General features: G+C 66.0%; 18 protein-coding genes. 13 read left to right on the plus strand and 5 right to left on the minus strand.

Features of this window, described 5'->3' with window-relative positions:
• Position 1 precedes the first annotated feature (1 nt).
• Entirely contained in the window at positions 2-478 is a 477-nt protein-coding gene (locus KF724_08070) for a heavy-metal-associated domain-containing protein (protein ID MBX3355638.1), read from the plus strand.
• Positions 479-481: 3 nt separating this feature from the next.
• Entirely contained in the window at positions 482-1,357 is an 876-nt protein-coding gene (locus tag KF724_08075; protein ID MBX3355639.1) for a transporter, read from the plus strand.
• 62 nt (positions 1,358-1,419) lie between these two features.
• On the opposite strand, the gene KF724_08080 is transcribed toward KF724_08075, so the two are convergent.
• On the minus strand, positions 1,420-2,346 hold the full coding sequence (locus KF724_08080; protein ID MBX3355640.1) for an AAA family ATPase: 927 nt from the start codon (positions 2,344-2,346) through the stop codon (positions 1,420-1,422).
• A gap of 137 nt (positions 2,347-2,483) precedes the next feature.
• Here KF724_08080 and KF724_08085 point away from each other — a divergent pair, with 137 nt between their 5' ends.
• The 9 genes from KF724_08085 to KF724_08125 all read left to right on the plus strand — a co-directional run bounded on the left by KF724_08085 (position 2,484) and on the right by KF724_08125 (position 13,959).
• A complete protein-coding gene (locus KF724_08085) occupies positions 2,484-3,395 on the plus strand; it encodes a hypothetical protein (protein MBX3355641.1) in 912 nt (303 codons plus the stop codon).
• Positions 3,396-3,714: 319 nt separating this feature from the next.
• Positions 3,715-5,403: a chaperonin GroEL gene (gene groL / locus KF724_08090; GenBank protein MBX3355642.1), complete on the plus strand. Its 1,689-nt coding sequence runs from the start codon at positions 3,715-3,717 to the stop codon at positions 5,401-5,403.
• Positions 5,404-5,531: 128 nt separating this feature from the next.
• Positions 5,532-5,825: a co-chaperone GroES gene (locus KF724_08095; GenBank protein MBX3355643.1), complete on the plus strand. Its 294-nt coding sequence runs from the start codon at positions 5,532-5,534 to the stop codon at positions 5,823-5,825.
• A 102-nt stretch (positions 5,826-5,927) separates the two neighbouring features.
• Positions 5,928-7,541: a chaperonin GroEL gene (groL, locus tag KF724_08100; protein ID MBX3355644.1), complete on the plus strand. Its 1,614-nt coding sequence runs from the start codon at positions 5,928-5,930 to the stop codon at positions 7,539-7,541.
• Between the two features lie 118 nt (positions 7,542-7,659).
• Positions 7,660-8,811 (plus strand): molecular chaperone DnaJ, encoded by a 1,152-nt coding sequence (gene dnaJ, locus KF724_08105; GenBank protein ID MBX3355645.1) that lies wholly within the window; start codon positions 7,660-7,662, stop codon positions 8,809-8,811.
• 74 nt (positions 8,812-8,885) lie between these two features.
• Entirely contained in the window at positions 8,886-9,488 is a 603-nt protein-coding gene (gene grpE, locus KF724_08110) for a nucleotide exchange factor GrpE (protein ID MBX3355646.1), read from the plus strand.
• A gap of 86 nt (positions 9,489-9,574) precedes the next feature.
• Positions 9,575-10,318 carry a zinc ribbon domain-containing protein gene (locus KF724_08115; GenBank protein ID MBX3355647.1) on the plus strand — a complete coding sequence of 248 codons (744 nt, stop codon included), beginning with the start codon at positions 9,575-9,577 and terminating at the stop codon, positions 10,316-10,318.
• A 361-nt stretch (positions 10,319-10,679) separates the two neighbouring features.
• Positions 10,680-10,799: a hypothetical protein gene (locus KF724_08120; protein MBX3355648.1), complete on the plus strand. Its 120-nt coding sequence runs from the start codon at positions 10,680-10,682 to the stop codon at positions 10,797-10,799.
• A gap of 382 nt (positions 10,800-11,181) precedes the next feature.
• On the plus strand, positions 11,182-13,959 hold the full coding sequence (locus KF724_08125) for a VacB/RNase II family 3'-5' exoribonuclease (GenBank protein MBX3355649.1): 2,778 nt from the start codon (positions 11,182-11,184) through the stop codon (positions 13,957-13,959).
• 5 nt (positions 13,960-13,964) lie between these two features.
• Here KF724_08125 and KF724_08130 read toward each other — a convergent pair whose 3' ends face one another.
• On the minus strand, positions 13,965-14,486 hold the full coding sequence (locus tag KF724_08130; protein ID MBX3355650.1) for an O-acetyl-ADP-ribose deacetylase: 522 nt from the start codon (positions 14,484-14,486) through the stop codon (positions 13,965-13,967).
• A gap of 100 nt (positions 14,487-14,586) precedes the next feature.
• The gene (locus KF724_08135) at positions 14,587-15,348 is read right to left on the minus strand and encodes a dienelactone hydrolase family protein (GenBank protein ID MBX3355651.1); all 762 of its coding nucleotides are present in this window, start codon (positions 15,346-15,348) and stop codon (positions 14,587-14,589) included.
• Positions 15,349-15,745: 397 nt separating this feature from the next.
• On the opposite strand from KF724_08135, the gene KF724_08140 reads away from it, so the two are divergent.
• Positions 15,746-17,146, plus strand: a complete 1,401-nt coding sequence (locus tag KF724_08140; protein MBX3355652.1) for a hypothetical protein — start codon at positions 15,746-15,748, stop codon at positions 17,144-17,146.
• A 1,297-nt stretch (positions 17,147-18,443) separates the two neighbouring features.
• The gene (locus KF724_08145; GenBank protein MBX3355653.1) at positions 18,444-18,995 is read left to right on the plus strand and encodes a hypothetical protein; all 552 of its coding nucleotides are present in this window, start codon (positions 18,444-18,446) and stop codon (positions 18,993-18,995) included.
• Between the two features lie 301 nt (positions 18,996-19,296).
• Here KF724_08145 and KF724_08150 read toward each other — a convergent pair whose 3' ends face one another.
• Positions 19,297-20,688 carry a Gfo/Idh/MocA family oxidoreductase gene (locus KF724_08150; protein ID MBX3355654.1) on the minus strand — a complete coding sequence of 464 codons (1,392 nt, stop codon included), beginning with the start codon at positions 20,686-20,688 and terminating at the stop codon, positions 19,297-19,299.
• A 329-nt stretch (positions 20,689-21,017) separates the two neighbouring features.
• Positions 21,018-21,506: a hypothetical protein gene (locus tag KF724_08155; GenBank protein MBX3355655.1), complete on the minus strand. Its 489-nt coding sequence runs from the start codon at positions 21,504-21,506 to the stop codon at positions 21,018-21,020.
• Between the last annotated feature and the right edge of the window lie 39 nt (positions 21,507-21,545).

Below are 21,545 nucleotides of genomic sequence, written 5' to 3' on the forward strand. Positions count from 1 at the left end.
CATGCTCACTCATCGCTTCACGCGCCGCGCTGGCGTTCCTGTCTGCTGCCGCGCGGTCACTGCGTTCCTGATCGCCGCATCCAGTCTTGCCATTGTCGGCTGCGCAAGTCCGCAAGCATCTTCGGGCGCCTCAGCAGAGCAGGCGTCCGGTTCCGCACTCGCGTACGCGTCTCACGAGCCCGTCGCAGAGTCACACGCGGCCATTGCCGTCGCCGGACTCGCATGTCCCAAGTGCGCCTCGAATGTCGATGTTCAACTCCAGCGCATTCCCGGTGTTCATGTGGAGAACATCGACATGAGGCATGGTCGCGTAATGGTGCGCTTCGACCGCACGCCGCACCCCTCGCCCGCGCAACTCGGACGCGCCGTTGAAGCAGCGGGACTCACCTTCCTTGGCGTGGGACCAGCCGCCGCTCTTCCGCCGAACATGCCAGTCATCGAGCCGCTTCCGATGACCCCCTCGCCGCGAGGAGCGTGACCCATGACTCGAACGCCATTCATCGGAGTGGCCGTCGTGGCCGCCGCGCTTGTGCACCAGGCCGACGCGCAGGAGGCCATCAACGCCCCTGCCGCGACGCTTCCATCGCCCGGCGCGCTCGTCACACGATTCCAATTCCGCGCGTATGACTTCAAGCGCAACGAGTCACCCCCCGGCCAGGCGGGATGGCTGCTCGAGTATCGCTTCATGGCGGCGTACGGCATTCTCCCGGAACTCGCGGTCGAGGCGACCCTGCCCTTCTTCCAACGCGAGATGAATTCCGACGAGCGCGTCGGCGCCGATTCGTTGGCGGACTCGATCCGTCCTTCATATGACGACCACGCGATCGGACTCGGCGATCTCGACCTCGGCCTCAAGCTGCGCGTCTGGCGCGCGGACCTCGGGCCGGTCGACACGATGCGCCTGGCGCTCCTCGTCGGTCTTGAGATTCCCACTGGAACCAATGGCTTTGGCAGCAGCTCCGTCGATCCCTATGTCGGCGCAGCGTTCACCGGGATCTTCGGTCGTCACGGGCTCGGCGCTGCCGTGAAGTGGACCTTCAATACCGGCGAAGCCTTCGATCCCCTGCTCGCCGGAGAGACGCGCGCCGATCTGCTTGAACTCGATCTCTCCTATCTCTTCCGGGTCTATCCCGAGGAGTACGGCGAACTTCACGAGGCCGCGTGGTATGCCGTGGGCGAGATCAACACCACCTACGAGACCAATGCCGACTGGCAGATCTTCCTGAGTCCGGGCCTGCTCATCGAGGCGCCGCGATGGGCCTTCGAACTCGGCGTTCAGATTCCCGTCTATCAGCGGGTCAGCGATCGCCCTGAGATGCGGATCGGCATCGTCGCGGGACTGCGGTTGCTCTTCTAACGCGCCCGACTCTCCTGACGCTTCTGCACCGTCGTCGCCGACCTCGAGCCGGGCTCGCGAGGTCACGCGGGGCTCGTCACGGTCTCGAGGACCTGCTGCATGATGCGCCGCGTGGTCATCGTGTCACCGGAGTGCATGTAGGTCTTGCTGATGACGCGATGGGCGCACACCGGCAGGACGCAGGAGACGACATCCTCGGGGATGCAGTGACGACGGCCCGCCAGCAACGCCGTTGCCTTGGCCGCCTGCGCCAGGGCGAGCGAGCCGCGAGGCGAAATGCCGACCTGAAGCTCTTCATGTTCGCGCGTCGCCGAGGCGAGCGCAATCACATAGTCGCCAAGCGACTGATCGAAGCGCACCGCGTCAACTTCCTCCTGAAGCGCCAGGACTTCGTCGGCGCTCATCACAGGTGCAAGTTCACGCAGCACCGTGCGGCCCGGCTGCGTTCGGAGGATGCGCGATTCATCATCGGGCGACGGATACCCGAGCGACACGCGCATCAGGAAGCGGTCGAGCTGATTCTCCGGCAGGAAATAGGTGCCCTCGAACTCATAGGGATTCTGCGTTGCAATCACCATGAAGGGACGCGGGAGCTCATACACCGCGCCATCCGCGCTCACGGTGGCTTCACTCATGGCTTCAAGGAGCGCACTCTGGGTTCGCGGCGTCGTGCGATTGATCTCGTCGGCCAGCACGAAGTTCGCGAAGATCGGGCCGCTTCGGAACTCGAAAATCCCCGTCTGACGATTGAACACGCTCGTTCCGGTGATGTCCGCGGGCAGGAGGTCGGGCGTGCACTGGATCCGGTTGAAGGAGCAGCGCACGCTGCGGGCCAGGGCATTGGCCAGCACGGTCTTGCCCACGCCCGGGACATCCTCGATGAGCACATGCCCCCGGGCCAGCAGGCAGACCAGCAGACGATCCACGGCCTGGGCGTTGCCCATGAAGACGCTCGTCACGTTCTGTCGGAGGCGCGCGAGCTGCTCCATGGAAGGGAGCCGAGTATACGCTGCTCGCGCAGATCCGCTCGCCGCCGGAGTCGGCATCGAGAGGTCAGCGCCGCGTCAGCGATTCGTCTGGCGTTGCCGAGGCGCATCGCGCCCCCGTCGTTCATGGTGTTCGCCTCGTGACTTCCACCGACTTTCCCATCACCCAGGATCTCTCCTGTCGTCGATGCGGCTATCAACTGCGCGGACTTTCCGTGCTTGGTCGCTGCCCCGAGTGCGGCGCGGCGGCGATGGCATCGGTTGTGATGGCAGCCGATCCCGGTCTTCGGGAGATGGTGCGGCTGTCGCGGCCCGGTCGTTGCGCATTGGCACTCATGGTCACCATGATGGCGATCTCTGCGGCGGTTCTCGTGCAGTTCATCGGTCCAGCGATCGCGTTGGTGCAGGAGCTTCGAGACCAACCGGGCCCACTCGGAGCGCTCTGGCTCGCGCGAGGGTGGTGGATGGCCGCAGCGCTTCTGCTGATTGCGCTTGGCGCGTCACTCGCCATTGCGCCTCGCCGCGAAGCGCTGCTCCGTGCCGAGTGGGGTCGCCGCCGGGTGGCGCTCCAGGTGGGACTTCTTCTCTGGGCGATCACGGTGCTCGTCATTCCGCCAGCCTTCGGGTGGCGCGCCCCCGATCAGTTCCCCGACCCTTTCGTTCTCATCATCACGACGGCGTGGCAACTGCTCTGCGCGATGGCACCGCTCGGAGGGCTGCGATCACTCTTCTCAATCCTCGGCCAGCGCTCGCGCAAGTGGCGCGAAGGGCGACAGGGGCGCCAGGGTGTTGACGCACTTGTCGGCGCCGCGGGCGGCGTGCTCGTCTTCTCAACGGCCGTTCCGATGATGGCTTCGCTTCGTATTGAGATGCTGCACACGCTGGCGGTCTTCCTGACGGTGGCGAGCGCCGCAGTGCTCGGGCTCGGGCTGCTCTACCTGGTCATGAACGCGTGGTGGATCGCCCGAAGCCTCATGTCGCCTGCCGTCACCATTGAATCCATGGTGGAGGGCGAGGCACCGCGTTCGACCGTCCACGACCCGCGGCCTTGAAGGGCCATGGTCAGCAGGACCACGCGGGGCAACGCGGCGTCTGCCATCATGGCAGGAGCGAGCGGGCGCGTCACCGCAGGCCCCATGCTTCCGCCGCTCGAACCGCCCTCCGAGCGCGCCAGCCACGCCCCACGATCGGGGATCACCGGCTCCACTTTGGCAAGCCGTTTGCTTCTTCTTTGATTCGCTGGCGATGCCCTCATCTCCGGCGACGCCTCCCCCCGCCCCATGCGGTCCCGGAAGCGAGTCGATTTGTTCCCCCCTGCCGACTGATCCAGATTCGGTTCAACCCCAAGCGACCCCTCGGAGAGTCACGCTCATGGCCGTCAAGGAACTCGCATTCGATGTCGATGCCCGCAAGTCCCTGCTCGCGGGAGTCGAGAAGCTGTCCGCCGCCGTCAAGAGCACGCTCGGCCCCCGCGGCCGCAACGCCGTGCTCGACAAGAGCTGGGGCGGACCCACCGTCACGAAGGACGGAGTCTCGGTGGCCGAGGAGATCGAGCTCCGCAACAAGGTTGAGAACATGGGCGCGAAGCTCGTGAAGGAGGCCGCCAGCAAGACCTCCGACGACGCGGGCGACGGCACCACCACCGCAACGGTGCTCGCCGAAGCTCTCTTCCGAACGGGCCTGAAGCAGGTCGCTGCGGGTGTCGATGCGATGACGCTGGTGCGCGGCATGCGCAAGGCAGTTGACGCGGTGGTCGAGAGCATCAAGGCCTCGTCGAAGCCCGTCGCGAATGTCAACGGCGGCATCGAGAGCGTCGCGACCATTTCAGCCAACAATGACACCGCCGTCGGCAAGATCATGGCCGACGCATTCGAGCGAGTCGGCAAGGATGGCGTCATCACGGTCGAGGAGGGCAAGGGCCTCGACACCTTCGTGGATGTCGTCGAAGGCATGCAGTTCGATCGCGGCTACCTGTCGCCGAACTTCGTGACTGACCCCGAGAAGATGCTTGTTGAGCTCGAGAAGGCTCTCGTGCTCGTCTACGAGGACAAGATCGACTCGATCACCAAGCTGGTGCCCTTCCTCGAGAAGGTCATGGATGCGAAGAAGCCGCTCCTGATCATCGCCGAGGATGTCACGGGCGAGGCGCTTTCGACGCTCGTCATCAACAAGCTCCGCGGCGTGCTCAATGTCTGCGCGGTGAAGGCGCCGGGCTATGGCGACCGCCGCAAGGCGATGCTCGAGGACATTGCGATCCTGACGGGGGCGACTGCGATCATGAAGGACCTCGGCATCGAGCTCGACAAGATCGAGATCAAGCAGCTCGGCCAGGCGAAGAAGCTCGTGATCGACGCGGACAACACCACCATCGTTGAAGGTGCGGGCGCCACCAGCGCCATCAAGGGCCGCTGCGAGCAGATCCGTCGTGAGATGGAGAAGACCGACTCCGACTATGACCGCGAGAAGCTCCAGGAGCGACTTGCGAAGCTCGCCGGCGGCGTGGCGCAGATCAAGGTCGGCGCCAGCTCCGAGGCGGAGCTGAAGGAGAAGAAGGCACGCGTTGAAGACGCCCTGCACGCCACCCGCGCAGCCGTTGCCGAGGGCGTCGTCGCCGGCGGCGGCGTGAGCTTCGTTCGCGCCCTCAAGAGCCTCGAGAAGGCCCGCGAGAAGTGTGTCGGTGACGAGGAGTTCGGCGTCGATGTCGTTGCCGAGGCGCTCGAGATCCCGCTCCGCACCATCGCCGAGAACGCGGGCGAGAAGGGCTCCGTGGTGGTGGCCAAGGTGAAGGAAGGCAGCGGCCACTTCGGCTTCAACGCCCTCACTCGAACTTACGAGGACCTCATGAAGGCCGGCGTCATCACGCCCGCCAAGGTCGATCGCGCCGCGCTTCAGAACGCGATGAGCGTGGCCGGCCTGCTGCTCACCACCGACTGCATCATCACCGAGGCGCCCAAGGCCAAGGATGATGCCCCCGCCCACGGCCACGATCATGGCATGGGTGGAATGGGCGGCATGGGCGGGATGGGTGGCATGGGAGGCATGGGCGGGATGGGCTTCTGATGCCCGCGGCTCGCCGCGCCCACGATTCACTCGCCACTCCGCCGGTCACCCGATCACCAGCGCACCTCGCACACCACGCACCCAACGCCTCACGGCATTTGCAAGCACACTTCACTGGAGCATTCGCCATGTCCACTGTTCGACCCCTCGAAGATCGCATTCTCGTCAAGCCCGTTGAGCCCGAGTCGAAGACCTCGTCGGGCCTCTACCTGCCGGAGTCCGCCAAGGAGAAGCCGATGCAGGGCAAGGTCCTGGCCGTGGGGCCGGGCAAGCTGCTTGAGAACGGCGAGCGTCAGAAGATGCTCGTCAAGAAGGGCGACACGGTGCTCTTCGGCAAGTACGCCGGCACCGAGATCGAAATCAAGAATGCCCAGCACATGATCATCCGCGAGAGCGAACTCCTCGGCGTGATCGAGAGTTGAGCGCTCCGTTGCGGCTCCGCCGCACACTCGCTTCACGGTGTCTCGATCGACCAGAATGATTCACGCGCTCGACACGCACGACTTACCTCACCAGCCACACCCATGACTACCAAGCAACTCAACTTCCGCGCCAATGCCCAGCAGAAGCTCAAGCGCGGTGTCGACCAGATCGCCCAGGCCGTCGCCGTCACCATGGGCCCCACGGGCCGCAATGTCGTGGTGCAGAAGAGCTACGGCGGGCCCAGCGTCACCAAGGACGGCGTGAGCGTCGCCAAGGAAGTGGAGCTCCCCTGCCCCTTCGAGAACATGGGCGCCAAGATGGTGCACCAGGTCGCGAAGAAGACGGCCGATGTGGCCGGAGACGGGACCACCGCCGCGACCGTGCTCGCCGCCGCCATCTTCAATGGCGGGCTGAAGTTCGTCGCAAGCGGCGCGAATCCCGTGGCGCTCCAGCGCGGCATCAACGCGGCCGCGAACTCCGCAGCCGATGCGATCATCGAGTCGGCGCAGAAGTGCAAGGGTCGCGCGGACCTCGAGAAGATCGCCACAGTCAGCGCCAACCACGACACCGAGCTGGGCGCGCTCATCGCCGAGGCGATCGACAAGGTCGGTCACAGCGGCGTCGTCGAGGTCGAAGAGGGCAAGACCGCTGACACGACCCTCGAGTATGTCGAGGGCATGGCCTTCGACAAGGGCTACCTCTCCCCCTACTTCATGACCGATCCGAAGAAGGCGGAGTGCGTGCTCGAGAACGCGCTCATCCTCATTCACGAGAAGAAGATCTCGAACCTGGCCGACCTGCTCCCGCTGCTGAACAAGGTGGCCCTCTCCCAGAAGCCGCTGCTCATCATCGCCGAGGAGGTGGAGAATGAGGCCCTCGCGGCGCTGGTGGTCAACCGGCTTCGCGGCGTCCTGAAGGTCTGCGCGGTGAAGGCGCCGGGCTTCGGCGATCGTCGCAAGGCCATGCTCGGTGACATCGCCGTGCTGACCGGAGGCACCTTCTTCGCCGAGGATCTCGGCCGCAATTTGAGCGATGTTGAGCTCAACGAGCTCGGCACCGCGAAGAAGCTCATCGTCACCAAGGATGACACCGTCATCGTGCAGGGCGCCGGCAAGAAGAAGGACATCGAGGCCCGAGCGGCCCAGATTCAGACGCTGCACGACAAGTCGACCAGCGAGTACGACCGCGAGAAGTTCATGGAGCGGCTCGCCAAGCTGACCGGCGGCGTCGCCGTCATCAATGTCGGCGCAGCCACCGAGACGGCGATGAAGGAGAAGAAGGATCGCGTCGACGATGCGATTCACGCCACGCGAGCCGCTGCGAAGGAGGGCTATGTGCCCGGCGGCGGCGTGGCCTTCATCCGCGCCATCGAGGCGCTTGAGTCCGGACGACGCAGCGCGAAGGGCGACGAGAAGTTCGGCTTCGACATCGTGGCCGAGGCGCTCACCCGTCCCACCTGGCAGATTGCGTCGAACTCCGGCATCGACGGTGATCTCGTCGTCGAGCGCGTGCGCGAGGGCAAGGGCGCCTTCGGCTTCAACGCATCGACCGGCGAGTATCAGGACCTGGTGAAGGCGGGCATCATCGACCCGGCTCTCGTCGAGAAGACGGCGCTGCTGAACGCCGCAAGCGTGGCCGGGCTCATGCTGACGACCGATGTGCTGATCACGGAGCTGAAGGACGACGCGGAGCCGGTCACGGGAAGCGTGAGCTAGTTTGAGCGCTCCGTAGCGGCTTCGCCGCACACTCGCTTCACGGAGAGTCGCCATTTGATCGTTCCTCGGCGGCTTCGCCGCTCGGTCACCTCGCGACTCGGGCGCGTCTCAGAGGGTCATGCCTACCACACGCTGCTACTACGAGATTCTCGGCGTCGAGCGCACCTCGAGCGCCGAGGATCTCAAGCGCGCCTATCGCCGACTGGCGATGAAGTACCACCCGGATCGCAATCCGGGTGATGCCAAGGCAGAGGAGGAGTTCAAGGCGTGCGCCGAGGCATACGAAGTGCTTTCCGACGAGGAGAAGCGCGCCCGGTACGACAAGTTCGGCCACGCGGGCTTACGGCAGACGCCGGGTCACGACTTCCGCTCCATGCATGTGCAGGACATCTTCTCGATGTTCGAGGAGATCTTTGGCGGAGGCATGGGCGGGCGCGGTGGAGCTCGCGCGCGGCGCGGGCAGGTGCGCGGTTACGACCTTGAGACCGAGGTCGAGGTCGAACTGCAGGAGGTCCTGACGGGCTGCGAGCGCGAGGTCGACTACAAGCGGCTGGAAGTCTGCGGGACCTGCACGGGAAGCGGTGCCAAGCCCGGCACCGAGCCGGTGACTTGTCCGACATGCAGCGGCCATGGCCAGGTGCAGCAGGTCGGCTTTGGCGGCATGTTCCGCATGGTGAACACCTGTCCCAACTGCCGCGGTCGATGCAAGGTGGTCACCGCGCACTGCACGGAGTGCCGGGGAAGCGGCCGCACCTCGGTGCGGCGGCGCGTCACCGTGAAGATTCCCGCAGGCGTTGCGGATGGCACCATCTTCCGCATCCAGGGTGAAGGCGAGCCGCCTGCGCCGGAGGCCGGCACCAACGGCGCAGGCCAGCGCGGCGACCTGCATGTCGTGGTTCGAGTCCGCGATCATCACGACTTCGAGCGCGATGGAGACGACCTGGTCACGGTTCTGCCGATCGGTCTTGCGCAGGCGGCGCTCGGCGCCACCATGACGCTCGATGGGCTTGATGGTCCGGTGCAGGTCGAGGTTCCCAAGGCCACGCAGCATGGCGATGTGATTCGCGTGGCAGGCCGAGGCTTGCCGAACTTCCGCAGCGGCCGCCCCGGAGCGCTCGTGTGCATGGCCCATCTGGTGGTGCCGAAGCGACTGAACGAGAAGCAGCGGGCTTTGCTTGAGGAGTTGGCGGCGACCGAGTCGGTGACGGTCAAGAAGAAGCCCGAGCCCGGCTTCTGGCAGAAGATCAAGGACACTTTCGCAGGCAGTTGAGTGATGGCGCGGCATGCACAAGTGCACGCCGCCAGCATGTCGGACTCCACGAACACGCACTGAAGACACGACCCATGAGCGCAGCACGGCCCAAGCCTGATTCCCGCACCGACGACCACAACGACTCAATCGAGGAGCGCGACCCCACTGGCGGGTGCGGTCCCGATTGCGGCTGCTCGCACGGCGATGCGTCGCCCGAGAGCGAGGGTGCCGCCGTGGACTCGATCGAAGCTCGATTCGAGCGACTGGAGCGCGATCTCGCCGATGCGCAGCAGCAGCGGCTCCGCCTGATCGCCGAGTACCAGACCTCGCAGCGACGAGCGCTCGAGAGCGAGGCGAGAGCCCGCACATCCGGCGCCGCCGAGACCGCCAGGCAGTTCATCCCCGTGATCGATCACCTCGATCTGGCGCTTGGACAGAAGGAGTCGATGAGCGCGGAGAAGGCGGTCGAGGGGTTGACGATGCTCCGAGCGGAACTGGTCAAGGCGCTTGGCAAGTCCGGCATCGAGGCGATCCAGCCGAAGCCGGGCGATGAGTTCGACCCGCATCAGCACGAAGCGGTCATGCGTCAACCCGCGAAGGGTGTCAAGAGCGACCGAATCAGCGTGGTGTTTCAGCCCGGCTATCGGCTTGGCGACACCGTTCTCCGCGCGGCGAAGGTGGCGCTGGCGCCGTGAGCCGGAGCGCCGCGAAGCGGACCACCGTGAACTCGGCCCCCTTCGTCACTCACGCTCAACATCACCATCCACCGAGAGATTGATCCATGCCTACATATGAGTATCGCTGCGGCAAGTGCGGCCACACATTCGAAGAGTTTCAGGCGATGTCGGCGCCTGTGCTCAAGAAGTGCCCGGAGTGCGGCAAGCAGGCGCTTGAGCGATTGATCAGTGGCGGCATGGGAATCATCGTGGCGGGTTCATCGAGCGACTCGGCTTCGGGCGGCGGCGTTCCGTGCGGCAGCGGATGTGCATGTCACCCTGCGGGTGGCGGCTCAGGCGGCGACGCGCGGGCGAAGCCCGGGTTGGGGGCTTTGACTCGAAGCGCTGGCGGAGAGGGCGGCCAGGTCGGGCCGGGTGGAGTCGGCGCAGAGAGTGGCACCGGAGCACGCGCGGGCCAGGGCGCCGCCGCGGCAGCAGGTGCCGGTGAAACCGGTGGCTCCGGGGCGCGTGGTTCGGAGTCTCATGGTTCGTCGGGCACAGGAGCAGCCGGTGCGTCAAGCGCGGGAGAGTCAGGCGGTGGCGGCGGCGGCTCCGCAGGGTCGGCGGCTTCCAGCGCGGGCAGCGACTCGAAGTCGGCGGCCGATCCCGACCGCGCGGCGTGGAAGTCGAAGGCGACCCATCACTCGCGCGAGGGCCGCGGCCTCGGCAACCTCGGTTCGATCCTGAAGGGATCAGGCACGAAGGGACCTGGATCGCATGGGTCGCGCGGTCCGAGTCACGGCAAGGGCGCTTCTGCGCCTCGGGGCAACTCCTCGAAGCGCACGAGCGCCACGCGACGCGGTCGCTAGCGGGCCGCTGAGGAGGTGCCTGATTCCAGGGAGAAACTACGATCGCTGACGACGCTGGTGCGAACTCTCTCGCATCATGCGAGGCACAGCCAATCCCTAGCCGTCGATGTGGTGCGCGATTGACGGCGGTGCGCTGAACAGGTCCAGGTCTTGTGAGAGACTTTCGCGGCCCGAAGGGCCGAGAGGAGTCTGTCATGAAGGGACCAGGACACCATGACGCAGGAAGCGGCATGGGCCCGGGGAGATCGTGGCGACGCTGCGTTGGGCTTACACCGACTTGGTGGACGGGTTGATTGTGCGGCTTGACGGGTTGTCGCGTGACCGGCCTGAAGATCTCGAAGATCGCCGTAGCCCTCTTGGGGTGTCCAAGCGCACGGTGGAGGGCAACTGGACATTCGCGAGAGCGTGGCTGCGTCGGCGGCTTGCAAGTGACTCGGAAGGCGGAGACGGCCCTGCGGCGGGTTCATCCGAGCGCGAGTAGTCCGCCTGCTGTATCGCAGGCGCGGCCTCGCAACTGAGCTAGTTCCGCAAAGGTCTGGCCGATGGTGCTTGATTGATCAGCCGCGGTGATGGAAGTTGCGGCTGCGGGGTAGTGGGCCCCGTGTGGGCACCATGACACTCCAGCCGCCAGAACCTCCGAAGCCGGGCGATCCTCTCGGGTCCGATCGGTGGCTGCGCATCCGGCGACTGTTCGCGGCCTTGCGGGACTCATCTCCGCAGGAGCGCAAGCGGAGACTCGACGCCCCCGACGGCAGTGCTGGCCGCCAAGAATCTCGCTCGCAGTCGTGACGAAGAAGTGCTCGCCAGGCACCCAGCCTCTCCGCGGCATACAGCCGGTGGCCCGTACCGCGTACCCTCCAGCAATGCCGCTGCGGTACCGAGCGCGAATCCTCGATCATCTCTCGCATGACGACTATCGCCCCGCCGACACCGACGACCTCGCTCGCCTGCTGCGCGTGCCCGTCGAGGATCGGCCCGCCTTCGACGAGGCGATCGACGCCCTTGCCTCCGAGGGCTCCATCGAGATCGGCGATGACGAGCGCGTGCGACTCCCCCGCTACGGCGATGTGATCGAAGGCAAGATCAAGGTCAACCCGCGCGGCTTCGCGTTCGTGATTCCCGACACGCCGACGCGCGAGGGCGATCTCTTCATTCCCGCGGGGCAGACCGGCGACGCAATCAGCGGCGATCGCGTGCGCTGCCGCGTGGTGCGTCGCAGCGGAAGCTGGAGCGAGCGAGATCGTCGCGGCACCGGCGTGCGCGGCGGCGCTGGTGATCGCGACGGAGGCGGTCGCGGCGGCCGCGACTTCGGTCGATCCAGCGGTCGCGGCGGCCACGGCGGCGGATCGCGCGGCGGCTTCGGTGCGGGTGGCAGCAGCAGCGCAGGCGGCCGCGGCTCTGCTGACGCCGCAGGTTCGCGCCCGGTCGGCCGCGTCATCGAGGTCATCGAACGCGCAAGCCGCACCTTTGCGGGCACGCTCTCGCGCGAAGGGCGCCAGTGGATGGTGCAACCCGATGGCCGCCGTCTGCGCGATCCCATCATCGTGCGTGACGCGCAGGCCAAGGGCGCGAAGGAAGGCGACAAGGTCGTTGTCGACATCATCTCATTTCCCACGGAAACGAAGTACGCGGAAGGCGTTGTGACCGAGGTGCTCGGCGAATCGGGCCGGCCCGATGTCGAGACGCAGGCGGTCATCGCCGCGTTCGAGCTCCCAGGCCCCTTTCCTGAGGAAGTCGTCGAGGAAGCACGCAGCGCCTCGCGCGGCTTTGCCGCAAAGTCCGATGGGCCATGGCCAGACCGGCTCGACCTGACCGGCGAGCTGACCTTCACCATCGATCCTCCCGATGCCCGCGACTTCGACGATGCGATCACCATTCACTACGACGAGTCGCGCGACGAGTGGACGCTGGGCGTGCACATCGCCGATGTTTCGTCGTTTGTGCCGCCGGGTGGCGCTCTCGATCGCGAAGCGCAGGCGCGCGGCAACAGCGTCTATCTTCCCCGCGTCGTCATTCCGATGCTGCCCGAGGTGCTTTCGAATGGCGTGTGCAGCCTTCAGGAAGGTGTCACACGCTTCACGAAGAGCGCCATCATCACGCTCGATGGCAAGGGACGCCCGGGGCATGTGCGCGTAGCCAACTCGGCGATTCGATCGGCCAAGCGCCTCACCTACCTCGAAGCGCAGGCCCTGATCGATGGCCGCACCGCCGACGCCGCGACTCACGCGCGCACCGAGACCGAGCCGAGCGATGACCTCGTGCATGCGCTTCGCCTCTGCGATCGCCTCGCGAAGATCATCGAGAAGCGGCGACGAGCTCAGGGCATGATCACGCTCGCGCTGCCCGAGGTCGAACTCGTGCACGACGATGCCGGGCATGTCATCGACGCCGTCCCCGAGGATGATGCCTTTACGCATCGACTCATTGAGATGTTCATGGTTGAAGCGAACGAAGCGGTCACGCGCATCTTCGCGGACCTCGAGGTTCCACTTCTGCGGCGCATCCATCCCGAGCCGAGCTTCGGAGACCTTGAGGAACTCAGGCAGTTTGCGCGCACCGCCAAGTTTCGCGTGCCGGAGGAGCCAACGCGCCATGATCTCCAGGCGCTGCTTGAGGCCACGCGCGATCGCGAGGATGCGCGAGCGATTCACTTTGCTGTTCTGCGAACCCTCTCGAAGGCGAGCTACTCCCCGGCGCTGATTGGTCACTATGCGCTTGCGAGCGATCACTACGCGCACTTCACGAGCCCGATTCGGCGCTATCCCGATTTGACGGTCCATCGGGCGCTCGATGCGTATCTCGAGCTCACAGAAAATGGCGCGGCGGTTCCCGGCGGCCGTCGGCGTCGCTCACTGGCACAGGGCATGCACGATGACCCGCGCGTGTTCGACGAACTGGAACTGGCCGAGGTCGGGCGGCACTGCTCGGAGACCGAGGTTCGCGCCGAGGAGGCGGAGCGAGACCTTCGCAGCTTCCTGGTGCTTCAGCTTCTGCGCGAGAAGCACATGGGCGATGAGTTCGATGCGATCGTGACGGGCGTGCTCGGTTCGGGGGCCGTCTTTGCGAGCCTCGAGAAGTACCTTGTCGACGGAGTCGTTCGGCTCGAGGCCGCGATTCGCCGCGGCGACGGAGAATCCACTCGAATCCGCAAGCCCGAGCGGTGGACGGTGAACGAGCGCGACGGGCGCCTGGTGAATGTGCGAAGCGGCGCAAGCATCGGCTTGGGTGATCACATTCGTGTCGGCATTCTTTCGATCGATCTGCCGAGTCGGACCATGGAGTTGGCGCTGGCGGGGCCGCTCAGATCAAGGCGCGCGGCCGAGCCCGAGGATGCCGGGACCGCGGCCGATGGAGCGAACGCGGCCCGTGCGGCTGGCGCGGATGATCCAGATGACGCCACTCCTGACAGCGCTCGATCGATGCGCGGAAAGCGAGCGGCACGCAGCGATGAAGACAGCGCTCCCAACGAGTCTGACAGCGGTCCGGAAGGCTCGTCACCACAGCGCCGTGCGTCGCGCGGCATCGGACTCGGCCACGAGCGCGATCCGCGCCGCGATCTCCTGAGTCGCGAGCAGCGCGTGGAGCACAAGGGGCATCGCCGCGGCTTCAAGCAGGGTCGCCGCGGACGACGGGGGCGGTAGGCGCATCATGCGCGAGCCGCGAGCAGTCGCTCGTACAGGTCCAGTTCTTCGACGCTGAAACAACAGAAGAGGACTTGCGCGATTTCGCGATGGCGCCGCAGCGTTGCGCGAACCTGCCTGATGGCCGTCGGCGCCGCGAGCTCGACTGGGAATCCGTAGACCCCGGTGCTGATCCCCGGAAAGGCCACCGAGCTCGCGCCATGCTCGAGTGCCACTTCGAGCGATCGCCGGTAGCACGACGCGAGCACCTCCACTTCGCGCTCCGTGCCGCCGCGCCAGATCGGGCCGACGGTGTGAACCACGATCCGCGCCGGAAGCCGGAATCCCTCCGTCGCCTTCGCATCCCCCGGCTCGCAGCCTCCGAGCCGCAGACACGCCCTCCGCAACTCCGGCCCCGCCGCGCGGTGGATCGCACCATCCACGCCGCCGCCGCCAAGCAGCGAGGAGTTGGCCGCGTTCACGATCGCGTCGATCTCGAGCGTCGTGATGTCAGCGTGGATGGCATCGAGCCTGCGTGCCGCACCCATCTGGGGATCTTCTCACAACCAGAGCGAAACTCAGTGCCATCTCACCCGGCGTCCATCTCCCACAAGCCTCGATGATGCTCCGACGGCCCGCAGAGAGCTATCACTTCCACGGCCTGGGCACGACGCCCATGTCCACCTGCCGATCGGCGAAGCACTCCTTGAGAAAGTGATCCATCGCCGCAAGCGTGCGCCCCTCGGCGCGTTCGCAGTAGCGCATGCCGCCCTGAGGGTTGTTCACTTCCGGGTGCGTGAACGCATGGCCGCGATGGCCGAACATCATCATGGTCCAGTCGGCGCCAGCGTCGGTCATTTCGCGGGCGAACGCATCGACCGCATCCGGCTGCACCATCGGATCGTTGTAGCCGTGGCAGGCGAGCACACGCGTACGCATGGGACGCGGCCCGGGCTTCACGGAAGTGGGACCGAGCAACCCGTGGATGCTCACCACGCCGACCACGCCATCAAGGCCAGCGCGGGCGAGATCAAGCACGCACATGCCGCCGAAGCAGAAGCCAATGGCAGCAATACGATGACGGTCAGCACGGTCGTAGTTCTTCACCGTGTGCACGGCGGATGCAATGCGTCGCAGCAGGAGCGCGCGATCCTTCACGAAGGGCTCCATGAGCTTGGCGTTCTCTTCGGGGCTCGAACCGCGAACTCCCTTGCCGTACATGTCGAGTGCGAACCCGAGATAGCCATGCTCAGCGAAGCGTTCGGCGAATCGCCGCGAGAAGTCATCCTGTCCGCCCCAGGCATGCGAGACGATGACGACCGGTCGTGGACCCGACTTGGTCGGGTCGTAGGCAAGAAACCCTTCGAGCGTCGCTTCTCCGTCGGAGTAGTCAATGAATTCCGTATGCATGCCCCCATGCTAGGGCCTTGGTGCGAGGCCCGCGCGGGGCCTTGCGCGAGCGAGAGTTGCGGCGACGCGGGGCGCGGTCGATCGGCGCCGATGAGTGTGGCGACCGGCCCGGAGCGATTCATCGGAAGAAGTGGCGCGCGACGCAAAGGCCTTCGGGGTGGGCGATAGATTGACCACGGGTCGAGCCGATGGTCGGCTCAACGGCATTCACGAGAGTCTTCTTGCAGCCGGGGTTGCTGCGCCGACTCCTCGAGCCCTTCCGGGGTGGCTCGCGGCGGCGTAAGCACCGGGGGAGGTGGTCATGCCACATGGTGACGGTGCATCTGCTGCACGGCGAGGTCGGAGCGCGATGGTCGGGGGCGGCCGGGGGCATGAAGCGCGACTTGGCGCGGGCGCCATGCGACTCCCATCGCCACTCGCCTTGGTGGTCGCGGTCGGAGCAGTAGGGACAGCCACTCTTGCCTCAGCGCGAGCACAGTCGCAAGCGCCGAACCAGTGGCAACTCGAGGCTCAACTCGAGCCCGATGTCGGACCACCTCCCTCACTCCTGGGACCGGCGGTGGCGATCAATCCCAAGCGCGCCGCGGTCGGCAATCGGCGGAACCACGACACGGGAAGCGACAGCGGTGTCGTGCACTGCTTCGACCTCGTGCGCCGCGCCTGGCGGCAGTCGCAACTGGTGCATGAGCCGAGCGGGTGCATTACCTGTGATTTCGGAGCGGCGCTCGACATGGACGCCGATCGCATGATCGTGGGCGCCCCGCGTGATGGGGCTCTCGGCTTCGAGGCGGGGCGCGCGCACATCTACCTCAGGCGCGGCACGAGGTGGGTGCTTGAGACGACGATCGCTCGCTCCAAGCCTTCACCCGGCGATCTCTTCGGAAGCGATGTGTCGATTGCTGGCCGTGTGGCGGTCGTCGGCATGCCCTATGCGGATCTGGGTCCGCCCGGACCCGGCCAAGGGGCCACGCCCGATTGCGGCGGGGTTGAGGTCTTTGAGTTCGTCGGCCAGCGCTGGGAGCATGTCGCGACGCTTCTTCCACCCACACCTGCAACGAGCGGCTGGTTTGGCGCTGCGGTCGCGGTTGAGGGAGATCTGATCGCCGTGGGAGAGCATGGTCACCCCGATGGACTCGCCGCGGCAGGCGCAGTTCATCTCTATCGACGGAAGCTTGAAGGCTGGGTCCACGAGCAGACGATTGCCTCTCCCTGGCCGGGCGCGGCGTGGTTCGGCTTTGCACTCTCGATCGATGGTGGTCGCCTGCTCGTCGGGGCACCGAGAGCCAAGGCTCCGGGAGCGAGCGCGGCGACCGGTGCAGCGTTCCTCTACGAGCGCTCGGGATCCTCTCTCACACTCTCGGCAGCGCTCGGTGCACCGTGGCTCCAGTCTGGAGATGGCTTCGGTATCTCCGTAGCGCTCGATCGAGAGACGGCCGTGGTTGGCGCGTCGGGCGATGACGAATCAGGGTTCGACGCAGGCGCCATCTACTTCTTCACTCGCTCAGGCAAGTCGTTCCGACCTGCGGACAAGGTGCTCATCCCGGGAGTCGGTGAAGGGGACCGAGCGGGAGCTCGGATGGGCGCCACGCGCGGTCGAGTGATTGTCGGCCGCGGCGGCGACCCGGAACTCGATCCCGCTCCGGGCGACGGCGCCGCGTGGATCTTCACCTCGCCGACGGTGTCGCCGCCACCACGGACGACTTCGGTGAACCCTCCTGCTCGCGCGCCTGCGGGTCGTCGCTCCCAAACCAGAGGTCGATCACTTCGCGCCACTGCTCGGGAGTTTCGCAGCGGATGAACGCCGCCTTCACCTCGGACTCCCGCGGATGGTGCCGCGCGAATCGAATCCCGAACTTCCGCATTCTCTGACCTGCACTGCGCTCCCCATGAATCACCCGGGCAAGGTCGAAGTGAGCCAGCAGCGCCTCGCGCTGTTCCGCAAGCGACGGCGGGCGTGCTGGTCGTCCGGCCATCAGCTCCCGAGCCTGGCGGAAGATCCACGGATTGCCGATGCACCCACGCGCCACACTCACGGCGTGCACACGGCAGAGCTCGAGCATGGCGAAGATGTCCTCCACTTCCCAGACATCTCCCGATCCGAAGATGAGGCGATCGGGATGTCTGCGCGTGAGGTCACTCAGGAACACCCAGCGCCCGGGACCTTCATAGCGCTGCACCACGGTGCGACAGTGGACGGTCGTCCAGAGGTAGCCAAGGTCATACGCGGCATCAAAGACTCGCTCGAACGCGCGGACCATCTCGGGTGTGTCGTCATAGGAGCGACGCAGTTTGACCGTGCAGGGCACCTGTTCGGGAACGGCGCGGCGCACCGCGTCGAGCACCCGGATGGCATCGTCGGGATGCGCGAGGAAGTGGCCGCCTCGGTTGGCCCGGCGGATCTTCTTGACCGGACATGCAAGGTTCACATCGAGAACCTCATAGCCCATCTTGAGAAGGATGAGGGCGCCATCCGCCATCTCCGCTGGTTCAGTGCCAATGATCTGGCCTGCGATCGGGTGGTCATCGAGGCCCGCCGCCCGATTGTCCTCCAAGTCACCAGTGCCACACTCGCAGGCGATGAGATCGGGATCCTCCTTCCGCCGCCCCTTGCCCCCGTTGATGAGCGTGCGGTCGAGAAGTGCCTCCGTCACACAGAATGGCGCTCCATGGCGCCGGGCGATCAGTCGCATCGCCCCATCGGAGTAGCCGGCGAGCCCCGCCTGAAAGAAGGGTGCATCAAAGCCCGCGATCCGCCCGCTCACGCGCGGATCGACGCTCGCGGCGGCGGCAATCTCCGCGACCGGCCGTGGCAAGGCGCGGGCGGGGTTCATCCGCTGCGAGGGCGAAGGGGTCACGGGCACGCTCATGACAGTGAGGGTAGTCATGTGGCCATCGCATGGGCTCACTGGCCTGCGGTCCGCCCGACCGACGCTCGCGGTACATTGTCTTTGCTCATGCCGCGGGACCACGAAGGACACGACTCCCCCAGACACGCCGATGGGTCCATCACCAGCGGACAGGGCACCACCACGCAGTGTCCCTCCGACGCCATTGGGCACCCGGCGGCCGCAGCGCGGTCCTTGATGGACGGTCCGATGCCGCGTGCCATTGGCCGCAACTGCTCTCGCGGGGCCTCGAGCGCCGCCGTCACCCGCTTACGCCGCGCGTCGGTGGTCGGCACGATTTCCCTCATCGCGATGTTCGGAGGCGCAATCGTCGGCACGGGATGCAGCCCCGTCAATGTCGATCCATCGCGAGCGACGCGGCACTACCCGCGCGAACTCGTGCAGGGCGAGGTGGTTCAGGTTCAAGTCATCCCCGGCCCCACCTGGGTCGAGGTCGTCAACGCGACGGCACGGAGCTACCGGGACTTCGACCTCTGGCTCAACCAGCGATACATGGTCCATATCGACGCGCTCGAGTCGGGCCAGACGCTCAAGATCCCCCTCTCCGACTTCTGGGATTGGCGCGGCGAGGGCCCCTTCGAGGGCGGCATCTTCCGCTACTACGCACCGACTCCGATCGCGCTGATGCAGGCACAGCTCTCGCCGACCGACCCGCTCATCGGCTTCGTCTGCGTGCTGCCCGAGGGCGCCCGTGACTTCTATGAGAATCCGCCGGCTCTGCCGGTCCAGCCGCGCCGCTGAACCAGCCTCGCCGCGCTGACTCTGCTTCGCGCCGCTGAGCCAGCCTCGCCGCGCTGACTCTGCTTCGCGCCGCCGAGCCAGCCTCGCCGCGCTGACTCTGCTTCGCGCCGCTAGGCCAGCCTCTTCACCAAGAGGCCGCGTTTCAGATCCCCCGCGTCACCGAGACCGAGCGAGGACGACCGGCACAATGAGAGCAAGCGAGGCGGGCTTCAGGGAAGCCGCCGAGCGAGGCTCGACGCAGTGCTGCGAAGCCGGAGCCGGTCGAAGGTAGCGCGGGGTCTGAAACACTCTCCAAGGCTGATCAGAGGTTCGGCACTTCCCATCCTGCCCGATAGGGTCGCCGCACCCACGAGTTCGCCTCGGTGTTGTTTGTGATCGTCCCAAGCTGATCGTTGAACTCAAGCGTCTGCTCGTTGAAGCGGCTCGCAATCGCTCCCAGCGAGAGCATTTCGCACAGCGGCCCTGCCAACTCGAAGGGTGCGCGAGGCCGACCCTTGCCCAGGCAGGCGTCAACCCAGTCATGCCAGTGATTCGTGGTCGCGGCCTCGGGCAGCGACACCTCCACCTGACGACCGTCTCGGAACACCATCGGCGCCGCGCTGTCGCACGGCTGCACGAGGATCCCATCCTCGCCGACGACAATGGCTGCACCGTCGTTGTTCGGCAGCTTGAGATCCGTCGGCAATCCGATCTCGGCAAGGTCCGGCCTTCGACCGCCGTCGAACCAGTAGAAGGGCAGCGGCCCCGCCGTGCGCGGCGTCGCCGCGAAAGTCATGCGAATGGACTCCTGCGAGGGGAACTGATCCTCGGTTGCATTCGGCGCGGAGCAGGTGATGGTCAGCGGTCCGGTCAACTCAAGCGCCATGAACGGCACATCCATGATGTGACAGCCCATGTCGCCGATCGCGCCGGTCCCAAAATCGTAGTAGCCGCGCCACTTGAAAGGCGTGTACGCATCCTTCACGAAGGGGCGCAGCGGCGCGACGCCGAGGAAGAGGTTCCAGCCCAGCCACTCGGGCACCGGGTCGTCACCAGCGGGACGATTCTCGCCGCACGGCCACCAACCTGCCGGGCGATCAGTCCAGCCGTAGAGCGCCTTCGCACGCCCGACCACACCCTGCTGAAGCAGCGCCAACCCCTGGCGTCGCTCCGCACGGGCGAAGCGCTGCGTTCCCATCTGCGTCATCACGCGCGGCTTCGTCGCCGCCACGCGGGCAAGCTGCCGATTCTCATAGGCCAGTCGCGCCAACGGCTTCTGGCAGTAGATGTGCTTGTCGTGGTTGAGCGCCGTCATGGCGACCGGCGCATGCATGTGATCGGGCGTTGAGCAGACGATTGCATCGACTCGATCGCCGAGCGATGGAATGATTTCGCGCCAATCCTGGATCATCACCGCGCTACTGAACTTCTCCGCGGCCTTCTCCATGGCACGGAGGTTCATGTCGCAGAGCGCGACGACCTCGACTCCGGGATGCGAAGAAACCTGTCCAAGGTCGCTGCCCCCCATGCCGCCGACCCCGACGAACGCCACGGCCAGTCGCTCATTCGCTCCAACACGCCCGGGAATGGCTGGCGCCAACTGCGGCCCGGCTCCGGCTCGCTTCGAGAACCCGGTCATGGCGGCCGCCATCGGCCCCGCACTCAGGGCCGCAAGGGCTCCCTGCTTGATGAACTCTCGACGCGTCTTGCTCATGCGATGACTCCTTGGGCGAATGGTGACCCTCGCAGCTTACGGATCGTCGGGCGAAATCGCGACATGCAAACTCACCGACGGAATCGGACTGCGGCCGCTCGGAGTGCGCCATATCACGGCGTCACGCCTCGACGCGTGAACATCACTCGGAGCGCTCTCCGTTCCGAGCCATCTCACTCGGGGGAAGACCTGCGAACGACACCTCACGACACCACGGACCAGGCACCGAGCAGGAGTGCGAGATCGGTGCTATCAACAACTCCATCGCCAATGGGGTCGCTGAGCCCACCCACGCCCCGAGGAGAGAGCCATTTGCGACCTGGCGCAACTCACTTGAGGAAGCGATCGAGCCCGGATGCCCGAAGGATCGCCCGGAAGTTCTCACCGAAGACGAAGTTCTCCTCGGGGAAGACGATGCCCGAGCGATTTTGATCGAGGTGACTGAAGATCATCTCGACGCGACCGATCGGCTCCCACACCCCGCTCCGATGGTCAAAGCGCTCGATGGTCCCCTTGGTGCTCGCCCCCATCGAGTCCATGCGCTCGATCGTGGCGTCATAGCGCACGCACTGCCCCGGCACGACATCACGCTCCACCGTCGCCACGGCGATCTTCGCGAGGATCACCTTCTCCTCGAAGCCTCTCGATGCGCCAACAAGAATGCCGGCGGTCTGCGCGAAGCCCTCAATCATGAGCGATGCCGGCATGACGGGCGAGCCAGGCAAGTGATCGTGGAGATGTTCCTCCGCCAGTGAGACATTCTTGACGGCCACCATCCGGCGACCGAGCTCGAATGAAACCACTGTGTCAATCCACATCCAGCGCATGCAATCGCCTTGGTGAAGGCACCCCGCCGT

The sequence above is a fragment of the Phycisphaeraceae bacterium genome (assembly GCA_019636735.1).
In the GTDB taxonomy this organism is placed as follows: domain Bacteria; phylum Planctomycetota; class Phycisphaerae; order Phycisphaerales; family SM1A02; genus VGXK01.